The sequence below is a fragment of the Xanthomonas cannabis pv. cannabis genome (assembly GCF_000802365.1).
GTDB lineage: Bacteria > Pseudomonadota > Gammaproteobacteria > Xanthomonadales > Xanthomonadaceae > Xanthomonas > Xanthomonas cannabis.
In genome coordinates this window covers 1-10,442 of record NZ_JSZE01000121.1, presented here as the reverse complement: position 1 = coordinate 10,442, position 10,442 = coordinate 1, and the positions used below count along the sequence as shown (strand labels likewise).

Genomic DNA, 10,442 nt, shown 5'->3' with positions numbered 1-10,442 from the left:
CTGCCACCGGTGCCGCTGCTGCCGAACTCACCGCCCACCGTGCCGCTGCTGCTCCCGCTTTCGCCGACGCTGCCACCAGTCAGGCCGGAGCTGCCGCCCATCGTGCTGTCGCGATTACCCAGCTGACCGCCGAGCACGCTGCTCTCGGCCCCCGGCGCCAGCGAAGCGTTGGAGTCGCCGCTGTTGCTGCGGCCGCCGAACACTTCCGACAACCGATCGGCCAGGTCCTTGGCCTTGATGTACTTCAACTCGTACGAGAACAGCCGTACGCCGCCGCCGGCGCTGTCGATACGGTCCAGCCACTGCTGGATCTGGTCCAGGTAGCGCGGCTGCGGGGTGATCACCAGCACGGCGTTGGCGTTTTCCAGCGGCATGAAACGGAACATGCCGGCGCTGGGCGTCTTGCTCTGTTCGCCGAACACCTTTTCCAGGTCGGCAGAGACCTTCTCGGCCTTGCCGGACTGGATCGGGAATACGCCCACCGACATGCCCGACAACCAGTCCACGTCGAAGATCTGCACGGTGCGCAGGTAGTTTTCCAGCTCCGCGCGAGTGCCACCCAGGGTGATGACGTTGCGCGCGGGGTCGGTACCGACGATGGCGTTCGGCCGCGCGTAGGGCTCGAGCACTTTCTTCATTTCGCTGGCGGAAATGAACTTCAACGGCACCACGCGCACTTCGAACCCGCGTGCGGCCGACGGCGATGCGGTGCTGGGCGCGACGGTGCCGGCCAGTGCCTGGTCGGCCGGCACGATGTTGTAGCGGCCACCGCTGAACACCATGCGGGCGTTGTTCCAGCCCAGCACCATCTCCAGCAGGTTGAGGGCCTGGGCCGGCGAGACCGGGTTGGGCGTGGCCAGGGTCACGGTGCCCTGCACGCCCGGCGCGATGACGTAGTTCTGGCCAAGCATGTCGCCCAGGATCGCCTTGACCACGGCCTGCACCGATTCGCCTTCGAAGTTGAAGGTGGCGCTGCCACTGCTGGCCATGCCCAGCGTGGGCGCCGGCGCGCCAGCCGCACTCTGATTGATCATGGTGCCGCTGCCGCGGCGGATCACGGGGCTGGGCTTGGCGTTGGCATCGCCGTCGGCGCGCTGTTCGGCGGGAGTCTGGGTGGCGCCGGCAGCGCCGACTTGCGGGTCCAGGCGCGCGTTGCGGCGCACGTCCGGTGGCGGAGTGGAGGCGCAACCGGCCAGCAGGCCAATCAGCAGGGACACGGGAAACAGGCGCGGCGTCATGCGTTCACTCATTGGGTCTGACCGGGGGTAGAGCCGCTCTGGCGCTGCTGTTGCAGCTGGCGGCGTCGGGCTTCGATGCGTTCGCGGATGGCACGCATCTGATCGTCGGAGGGGCGTGGGGCTTCCTGGGCGCCATCACTGCGCTGCGGCGGCACCGTGGGCGGGGCCTGCCCGCCGGGCTGCTGCTGCGGTGGCGTGGCCGGCTGCGGCTGCGGCTGCGGCGGTTGCGCCGTGGCGGCAGGATCCGCTGCGTCGGGCGAGGGCAACGGCGGGGTGGCGCCCGCAGCCCCGCGCGCGGCGGCATTGGCGGTGGGCGGCTGCCCGCCCTGGCCGTTGAACACGTGCAGTTCCAGGGTCTGGGTGCCGCCGGGGCCTTCGATGGTGGCACTGCGCGGCTGCAGGGCCAGCAGGCGCCAGCCCTTGACCGCGTCGCCGCCGAGCTGCACGCGCACCGAATCCTGCGGGTCCAGGGTCAGCGTGGCCATCTTGAAGTTTTCCGTCAGCAGCACGCCGGTCAGGCGCACCGTCGAGGCCGCGCCGCTGCCATCGTTGCCGGACAGGAAGAACGGATGCGGCAGGCGGTCCTCGGCGAAGGCCGGGTGCGCGGCGATCTCCGAATATTTCTCGAACGCGCCCAGCCGTTCCGGCGCCGGTGCCGGCAACGTGGGCAGGCGCTGCACCAGCGCCGGGTCGTCGGGCAGCAGCTCCACGCGCTTGCCCAGGCCGGCCACCGCCAGGATGCACACCAACAGCGCCCAGCCGACCACGGTGGCCAGCAACCAGGTGCGTAAACCGATCAGGTCAAGGCGCATTGCTGGCCTCCCCGGCGGCGGCGGGCGCGGCATCGGTGTTCAACGGTGCGGCACTGGCGCCGGGGCGCAGGTAGCCGGCCAGTTCGAAGGCGATATCCAGCCCGTTGCCGCTTTCGTTGGGAGAGAGTTGGTAGCGCTGCGCCATGACATTGAGGTTGTCCACGAACAGCCGCGGCGTGCCGTTTTCCAGGCTGTACAACACCGAGGCCAGCTCCGGCGTGCCGCAGCGCAGGCGCACCTGCACGGCCACGCGGGTGAAGCGGTCCTTGCTCTCCGGCTGCAGCGGCGAGCGGTTGCTGATGGCACAGCTGCGGTTGCCGGGGCTGGCTTCCACCACCGCGCGTTCCAGCCGCTGCACCAGCCCGGCCGAGGCCAGCTCGGCGGAGGTTTCCGGCAGGAAGCCCGGGCGGCTTTCCAGCGTCTGACGTGCCTGCCGCAGCCGCTTGCTGACTTCCGGCGCCTGCTGCAGCTGCACGCGCACGCGCAGTTCGCGCTCGCGCAGCGATTGCAGGTCGTCCTGCACGGCGATCATCGGCTGGGTGAACCACGGGTGCACCAGCACCAGATACGCCACGCCCAGCACCAGCAGCAGCAACCCCAAAGCGATCCAGCGATCGCGCTTAACGCTGCGTGGCATCGGCCGCCTCCTTGGCGTCGGGGCCGGCCAGCTCGGCAGTGATGGTGAAGCGGTCGACGTTGCGACCGGCATCGCTCTGCAGCACGCCGGTCAGCGAGGGCGTGCGCCATAACGGCGAGCCTTCCAGACGGCGCACCAGCGAGGAGGCTTCGTTGCTCAAGCCAATCAACTGCAATTGCCCGCCTTCGACCGAGAATTTTTCCAGATAGGTGCCACCGGGCAGACGCCGGCTCAGCTCGTCCCAGATTTCCACCGAGGTCGGACGCGTGGCGCGCTGTTTCTGGAAGAAGTTGGCGCCTTCGACCAGGTCCATCAGCTGCTGCCGTTCGGCGGCCACCTGGCGCGCACGCGCGGCATTGGCCTGCACCTTGGCGCGCAGGTCGTCGGCCGCCTGACGGCGGTTGTCCAACAGCAGCCAGCCGGCCACTGCCAGCAACACCAGCGCGGTGGCGGCAAGCATCAGGTTCCAGCGCTGCATGGGGTCGCTGCGCCGCAGCCGGCGCGCCGGCGGCAGCAGGTTCACCCCCAGCGGCACGCCCTGGGTGTCGGCCACGTCGATGCCGGACAACGCGCTGGTCCAGGCATCGGGCACGCCGGCCGGGCCGTCGATCATGCGCCGCGGCACCACCACCAGTTCGGCATCGAGCTGGCCGTCTTCGCGCACGTCGAGTACGCGCGCATCGAAATACACCTGGTCAGCCGTGAACGGGGTCTGCCGGTCGATCTCGAAACGCGCCACGTCCTGCAGGCGTGCGGCGGCGGCGGCCGGCAACCGCAAGGGGCGCCGCAGCGCATGCGCCGACGGCAGCAGCCAATGCCGCGGCAACCCATCCAGCGCGCTCGGCAGCACGGCGTTGACTTCCTGCGGCTGCACCGGCCACGGCAGGCTGGCGACCGCCTCGCGGCTATGGTCGCGCTGGCGCAGCAACTGCAAGGTATCGCCATCGAGCTGCAACAACAGGCGTGCCTGCGACAGACCCAACTGCCATTGCCACCGTTGCGGCAGCCAGGCCAGCAGCGATTGTTGCCACCAACGCCAGAAGCCTCCGGCGCCCGGCATGGCGCGTACGCCGATACGACCCAAGGTATCCCGCCATGCGGTCATTGCACTGCTGCTCCCTCTTCCCAACGCAACACGGTGTAGGCCGATCCCGGTACGGCGGACGCGCTGGTGGACACGACCGCCCGCAACACAGCCTCGCGTCCCTGACTCAGTCGCGCCCGGCTCTCGATACTATAAGTGTCAGACCCACCGACCGTCGCCTCGCTGCCCGGCAAACCCAGCGGCGCGTCACGCTGCGCCAGCAGTTGCCGCGCATCCAGGCCCATTGCGGTCAACACCGGGCCGGGCGCAAAGCGCGCTTCGGGGCGCGAGCGGCCGCTGTACAGCGTGAGGTTGGGCAGCAGCTTGCGATACAACGCGCTGTCCATGCCCAGTACCAACCGCAGTTCGCCCAGGGTTTCGAAGGGGCTGTCCTTTGCGCCGTACGGCAGGCCAGCGTCGGCATAGTCGCGGTCTTCGGCGCCACCGCCGGGCTGGCTCAGCGAGTCGCCATCGCGCCAATCGACGATCGCGCCGGCAATGCGCGTGTCGCGGCCCTGTTCGCCGCCCACCGCACGCACCAGCCCGGCCAGCAGCGCCGGCTCGGCCATGTTCAGATCCACCTTGCCACTTTCGTCAGTGATGCGGATTTCCACCGTGGCATCGTCCAGCTGCCAACGATAGCGCCGGCCGTCTGCGCGCCAGCGTGCCTGGGTATCGGTGCTTTGCAAGCGCGAGAGTGCGTATTCCAGGCCAGCACGCGCGTATTCCTGCGCCTGCGCGCCATTGCGCAGCATGCTGCCCTGCAATGCTTCCACGCGTGCGGTGAGCGCGAACGCACCGATCATCGCGGTGAGCAGGGCAATCAGCCACAACACCAGCACCAGCGCCGCGCCGCGCATCCGGCTCATTGCCCTGCTCCGGGGTTGCTGGATTGCGGCAGCGCCACCACCAGCGACGGCCATGCCGCATCGCCGCTGCGGATGTCGATGCGCACCAGCAGCGGCAGGCGGTCGTGCCATTCCCACTGCGGCAACCACGCGCTCAGGCGGCCGGTCTGCGGGTCCATGCCGCGATAGCGGAAGCTCACCTGCTGCACGTCCTGCGCCAGCGGCTCCGGCGGCAGCGCATTGCCTTCTTCGATCGACTTGCCCGACTGCAGCATGGTCAGGGCAATCTGCAAGGTGCGCTGCTCGCCGTCGCCGACCACCGCCAGGTCATGCAGATACGGGCCGCCGCGCCCCAGGTAATCCGGCACGTCGGCGGCAAAGCGCATGCGCTGCGGCTCGCCGACGAACAGCATCGGCTGCTGGCTCTGCGGGTCGATGCTCATCGCCAGCGGCAACGCGGCTGCCAGACGGCGGCGCAGGAATTCTTCCACCGCGCGCACGCGCTCGCTGCGCTGGGCAATCGCCTCGCCGCGCTGACTCACTGCGCTGGCCGAGCGCAGCGTGGCAAAGGCCAGCGCCAGGCCGCCGACCAGCAGCATGGTGGCCAGCAGCACCTCGATCAGGGTGAACCCCGCACTGCGCGAACGGCGCATCAGGCGCCGTCCTGCGCGGTGGCGGCCACCAGCCGCAAGGTGCGCCACTGCAGCATCTGATTGGGCTGCTCGCCCCAGCGCACCACCAGGGTCAGTTGCAGCAGCTTGTGCGCGCCCGGCGCGACCGGCGCCTGCGGGTTGCGCCGCGGCTCGTCGTAAGGGCGCACATCCATCGACCAGCGGAAATGCCCGTTCTCGAAGCTGCCCTGCTGCTGCTCGGGCACCAGCGGCTTGTCCATGCCCTGCAGGGCGAGCAACGATTGCGCGTGCAGCGTGGCGCGGGTGCCGTCGTCGGCCGCACGCACCTGCCGCGCCGCACCCGACAACGATCCCAGCAACAGGCTCAAGGCCAGCGCCAGCAGCGCGAAGGCGACGATCACTTCGATCAGGGTGTAACCGCGCTGACGCCTCATGGCGACGGCGTCCTCAATGGGCCCGAACGCACTTCGCCGGTGATCCAGCCCACGTCCACGCGCCAGCGCGCGTCCTTGACCTGCAGATCGATGCGGCCGCCGGTGGAGGCGCCGTCGGGAAAGAACTGGATGGCGCCCTGGTCTTCGCGCGACTGCACCTGGCGCGCGCCGGTAAAACGCACCTGCAGCGACGATGGCAGATCGCCGCGATGGCCGCCGGGGGCTTCCCAACGACGTTGCAGCGGGTCGATCAGGAACCGCTGCGGCGTGCCGGTAGCAATCGCCTGGGTGCGCGTGTAGCGCAGTTGCGAGGCGATCGCCTTGCCGGCGGTGCGCAGGCGCATGCCGTCGATGCCGCCGTTCAACGCCGCGGCCGCGAGCACGCCGGCCATGGCGATCAACGCGATGACCAGCAGCATTTCCAGCAACGATGTGCCACGCGTGCGCGGACGACCAGGGCCGACCACTCCATGCCGATGACGCAACGGCTGACACGCAACGCGCATGGCGAGGGCTTATTGGTACTTGATGTCCGAATCGTAGCTGCTGCCGCCGGGCTTGCCGTCCTTGCCCAGGCTGATCAGATCGAACGGCTGGCCATCGCCGGGCACGCGGTATTCGATGGTGTGGCCCCATGGGTCGTTGAGCTCGACCGGCTTGGCGTACGGGCCCAGCCAGCCGCTGCTGCCACCGGGCTGGGTCACCAGGTCATCGAGCTTGCCCGGCAACTTGCCGGTGTCGAGCTGGAAATTCTCGATCTTGCCGGCCAGGGTCTGGATCTGCGACTTGGCCAGATTGGCCTTGCCGCGATCGGCACCACCAAGCACGCGGCTACCGACCAGGGTGAGCACTGCACCGATCAGCACGATGACGATGATGATTTCCAGCAGGCTCATGCCGGCCTGGCCTGCGCGCGACGGACTACGGGTGATGGAGCGCTTGATCATGAACGATTTCCTTGCACGTCGATGAAGGATGCTGCCGCCAACAAAGGACACGGCGGCCATTGCATTGGTTCCCGCATGGGTGTCGTGCGGTCACCGGAAAGTTGTCGTGAAGCGGTTACTGCGGTCAGGGAGCTGTGCATTGCCATCGAAGTGTACGAGCGATGCGTACCGATGCCGAGCCCCGCTCGGGTCCGGCTGACGGCGCTGCAGCGATGTTGGTCATTGCGCTCAGCCGATCGCATTGGTGAGGTCATACAGCGGCACCAGCACCGAGATGATGACAAGCCCCACCACCGAGGCAAGCACCAGCGTGATGAAGGGCACCAGTGCCGCCAGTGCGCGATCGATGGCTTGCGCGGTTTCCAGCTCGAAGGTGTCGGCGGTCTTGAGCAACATCGTGTCCAGCGCGCCGGATTCCTCGCCCACCTGGATCATCTGCAGCGCCAAGCGCGGAAAGCGCTTGCCGCGCGCCAGCGACATTGCCAGGCCATGCCCGTTCTTGACGTCGTCGGCCGCAGTGGCCACATCGTCGACCAGCGCCAGATTGGACATGACATTGCGTGCGATGCCGATGGCCGCCAGCAACGGCACGCCATTGCGCAACAAGGTGCCCAGCGTGCGCGTCAGGCGTGCGGTTTCCAGCCGCGCGATCAGGCTGCCGACCACTTTCTGGCGCAGCAGCCACTCATCCAACGACGCACGAAATGCAGCGTTGCGGCGCTTGCGATCCAGCCATAGCCCAAGCACGCCGGGCACCACGATCAGCACGATCCACCAGTCGCGCACCAACAGGCCGACGCTCAGCACCGCTTGCGTGAACCAGGGCAAGGCCACGTCCAGGCTTTCGTACATCTGCGCGAACTGCGGCACCACGTAGCCCAACAGGAACAGCAATGCGCAGCCGACCACCGCCAGCAGGATCGCCGGATAGATCAGCGCGTTGATCACCTTGCCCCTGAGCGCGCGGCTGCGCTCCAGGTAATCGGCCAGCCGCTGCAGCGTGTCCTGCATGCTGCCGCCAGCTTCGCCCGCGCGCACCATGTTGATGTACAACTTGGAAAACAGCCCATGCTGGCGTTCCAGCGCCGACGACAGCGGCGCACCGCCACGCACGGTGTCGCGGATGTCGCCGATGACGCGCCGGCTTTTTTCGTCTTCGGGCAGATCCATCAGGATCGACAGCGCGCGATCCAGCGGCTGCCCGGCACCGATCAGGGTGGACAGCTGCTGGGTGAACTGCACCAGCGCCGCATTGTCGAACGGCTTCTTGCGCAACAGCATGCGCAGCGATGGCGAATCGTTCTCGCCGGTGGCCAGGCGTGTTTCCACCGGCAGATGGCCCTGCTCCTGCAGGCGCAACGCCACCTCGGCATCGCTGGACGCTTCCATCTGGCCGTCGAGCATTTCGCCGTGGGCGTCGAGCGCCTTGTAACGGTAGAGCGGCATCAGGAATGACCGGGACCGGGGACACGGGACACGGGACCCGGGAAACGCAGCACGATGCAGCACTGAGACTTGGCAGCGCGTTGGTCGGCGCATGCGGCCTCACCACCAGCGCCGTTGACGAGGCTGTTCCCGGGTCCCGACAGCAGCACTCCACTGCCGCACCGAACCGCGCCAGCGCCTTGGTCAGCGAATACGAAGCACCCCACTGCGCCCTTGCCTTGGCTGTTCCCGGGCCCCCGGTCCCGGGTCCCCGGTCCCGGCCCTCTCACGCATCCTCCGTGACGCGCAGGACTTCTTCGATGGTGGTTTCGCCACGCAGGGCCTTGGACAGGCCGTCTTCGTACATGGTGCGCATGCCGGCCTGGCGTGCGAGTTGTTCGATCTCGCCCATGCCGGCGCGGCGCATCACCGCACGCCGCAGTTCATCGTTCATCACCAGGAACTCGACGATGGTGGTGCGGCCCAGGTAACCGGTGGGTGCGGCGGCGGAGGGGCGCGGGCGATACAGGTAGATCTCGCCATCGGGCTGCAGGCGGCGCAGATCGAACTTGTCGATCTCCTCCGGCGATGCGGCATAGCGTTCGGCATTGGCCAGGTCGAGTTTGCGGACCAGCCGCTGGGCCAGGATGCCGTTGATGGTGGAGGTCAGCAGGTAATCTTCCACGCCCATGTCCAGCAGGCGGGTGATGCCGCCGGCGGCGTTGTTGGTGTGCAACGTGGAGAGCACCAGGTGGCCGGTGAGCGCGGACTGGATCGCAATGCGCGCGGTCTCCAGGTCACGCATTTCGCCGATCATGATGATGTCCGGGTCCTGGCGCACGATGCTGCGCAGCGCGTTGGCGAAATCCAGCCCGATCTGCGGCTTGGCCTGGATCTGGTTGATGCCTTCGATCTGGTATTCCACCGGGTCTTCGACGGTGATGATCTTGACGTCGGAGGTATTGAGCTGGCTCAACGCGGTGTACAGCGTGGTGGTCTTGCCCGAGCCGGTGGGGCCGGTGACCAGCATGATGCCGTGCGGCTGCTCCAGCACCTTGCGGAACTGCGGCAGAAACTCTTCGGTGAAGCCCAGCTTGTAGAAGTCGAACACCACCGTTTCGCGATCGAGCAGGCGCATCACCACGCTTTCGCCATGCGCGGTGGGCACGGTGCTGACGCGCAGGTCCAGCTCCTTGCCCTGCACGCGCAACATGATGCGGCCGTCCTGCGGCAGGCGACGCTCGGCGATATTGAGCTTGGCCATGATCTTGATGCGGCTGATCACCGCAGCAGTGAGCTTGGCCGGCGGGCTCTCGCCCTCCACCAGCACGCCATCGACGCGGTAACGCACCTTGAGCCGGCTTTCGAACGGTTCGATATGGATGTCGGAGGCGCGCAGTTCCACCGCGTGCTGGATCACCAGGTTCACCAGCCGGATCACGGGCGCTTCGGAGGCCAGATCGCGCAGCGCTTCGATGTCGTCGTTACTGTTGGCATCGCCATCGGCGGTTTCGACAATGGTGCCCATCGCGCTGCGGCCCTGGCCGTACCAACGCTCGATCAGATCGTCGATTTCCGAACGCAGGCCGACCTGCAGGAACAATGAGCAGCCGGTGGCAAGGCGAACGGCATCGACTGCGTAGTCGTCGTACGGGTCGGCGATCCACAGCTCCAGCCGGCCATCGCGTTCGCCCACCGGGCACAGATGAAATTGCTTGAGGAAGCGCAGCGACAGGCCCTGTACGTCCGGCAGCATTTCCGGCGGGGTATCGCCGAGTTGGCGCGCATCCACCAACGGCAGGCCGAGCACATCGGCGCAGGTCTCTGCGTGATCGCGTTCGGACACCAGGCCCAGACGGCCGAGCAGAGCCAGCAGACCCATGCCTGACTCGGCCTGCAACTGGCGCGCGCGCAGCAGGTCGGAGTCTTTCAGACGACGGCGTTCAAGCAGTGCTTCGACGATGCGCGTTTCGGCACTTCGCTGCTCAATTGGATCGACGGCAACCGCGTTCACACTCGTCTCCACTGGTCCGGCGCCGACTGTAGCAGTTTGCCGCGACGATCAACCGCACGCATCTGAATCCCCCTGAAAAACGATGCCCCCGGTGATGAGCCGGGGGCATCGGTCACACTATTGCATGCGCTTACTGTCGCGCAACGAGCGTCACCTTCGCATAGGCCGACGCACCCACCAACTTGATGTAGTACGTGCCTGCCTTGGGCGCGGTGAAGCGCACGGTTTCGCTGTTGCCGGGGCGGGTCGACTTGGCATCGAAGCTGGTGGCGCTGGGCTCGGCTTCATGGCTGACGTACAGCGAGACATCGCCGGTGCCACCATAGGTCATGAAGCTCAGCACGGCGCCGGCCTTGGCCTCGAAGCTGTAC

At 67.6% G+C, this 10,442-nt stretch carries 12 protein-coding genes; all 12 read right to left on the bottom strand.

Translation table 11 applies throughout. The annotated features are described in order from the left end of the window. On the bottom strand, positions 1–1,250 hold a 1,250-nt coding region (locus OZ10_RS17240; RefSeq protein ID WP_039566160.1), incomplete at its 3' end, for a secretin N-terminal domain-containing protein. Further along, positions 1,247–2,050, bottom strand: a complete 804-nt coding sequence (xpsN, locus tag OZ10_RS17235; protein ID WP_039566157.1) for a type II secretion system protein XpsN — start codon at positions 2,048–2,050, stop codon at positions 1,247–1,249. The genes OZ10_RS17240 and xpsN, both read right to left, overlap by 4 nt. Beyond that, positions 2,040–2,687, bottom strand: coding sequence for a type II secretion system protein GspM (gene gspM, locus OZ10_RS17230; protein WP_039566153.1), 648 nt, complete (start codon positions 2,685–2,687; stop codon positions 2,040–2,042). The genes xpsN and gspM overlap by 11 nt, the downstream gene beginning before the upstream one ends. Beyond that, on the bottom strand, positions 2,671–3,792 hold the full coding sequence (locus OZ10_RS17225) for a PilN domain-containing protein (RefSeq protein WP_039408326.1): 1,122 nt from the start codon (positions 3,790–3,792) through the stop codon (positions 2,671–2,673). The genes gspM and OZ10_RS17225 overlap by 17 nt, the downstream gene beginning before the upstream one ends. Continuing rightward, positions 3,789–4,640 (bottom strand): type II secretion system minor pseudopilin, encoded by an 852-nt coding sequence (locus OZ10_RS17220; RefSeq protein ID WP_039408329.1) that lies wholly within the window; start codon positions 4,638–4,640, stop codon positions 3,789–3,791. The genes OZ10_RS17225 and OZ10_RS17220 overlap by 4 nt, the downstream gene beginning before the upstream one ends. Then, on the bottom strand, positions 4,637–5,272 hold the full coding sequence (locus tag OZ10_RS17215) for a type II secretion system protein J (protein ID WP_039408331.1): 636 nt from the start codon (positions 5,270–5,272) through the stop codon (positions 4,637–4,639). Before OZ10_RS17215 ends, OZ10_RS17220 begins: the two co-directional genes overlap by 4 nt. Next, a complete protein-coding gene (gene xpsI / locus OZ10_RS17210; protein WP_039408334.1) occupies positions 5,272–5,685 on the bottom strand; it encodes a type II secretion system protein XpsI in 414 nt (137 codons plus the stop codon). Before xpsI ends, OZ10_RS17215 begins: the two co-directional genes overlap by 1 nt. Continuing rightward, the gene (xpsH, locus tag OZ10_RS17205; protein WP_039408337.1) at positions 5,682–6,191 is read right to left on the bottom strand and encodes a type II secretion system protein XpsH; all 510 of its coding nucleotides are present in this window, start codon (positions 6,189–6,191) and stop codon (positions 5,682–5,684) included. The genes xpsI and xpsH overlap by 4 nt, the downstream gene beginning before the upstream one ends. 9 nt (positions 6,192–6,200) lie before the next feature. After that, on the bottom strand, positions 6,201–6,632 hold the full coding sequence (gspG, locus tag OZ10_RS17200; RefSeq protein ID WP_039408341.1) for a type II secretion system major pseudopilin GspG: 432 nt from the start codon (positions 6,630–6,632) through the stop codon (positions 6,201–6,203). A gap of 228 nt (positions 6,633–6,860) precedes the next feature. Then, positions 6,861–8,078: a type II secretion system protein XpsF gene (gene xpsF / locus OZ10_RS17195; RefSeq protein ID WP_039408345.1), complete on the bottom strand. Its 1,218-nt coding sequence runs from the start codon at positions 8,076–8,078 to the stop codon at positions 6,861–6,863. 265 nt (positions 8,079–8,343) lie between these two features. After that, a complete protein-coding gene (gene gspE / locus OZ10_RS17190) occupies positions 8,344–10,071 on the bottom strand; it encodes a type II secretion system ATPase GspE (RefSeq protein ID WP_039408348.1) in 1,728 nt (575 codons plus the stop codon). A gap of 130 nt (positions 10,072–10,201) precedes the next feature. After that, a partial coding sequence (locus OZ10_RS17185; protein ID WP_039566150.1) for a PPC domain-containing protein occupies positions 10,202–10,442 on the bottom strand: 241 nt, incomplete at its 5' end.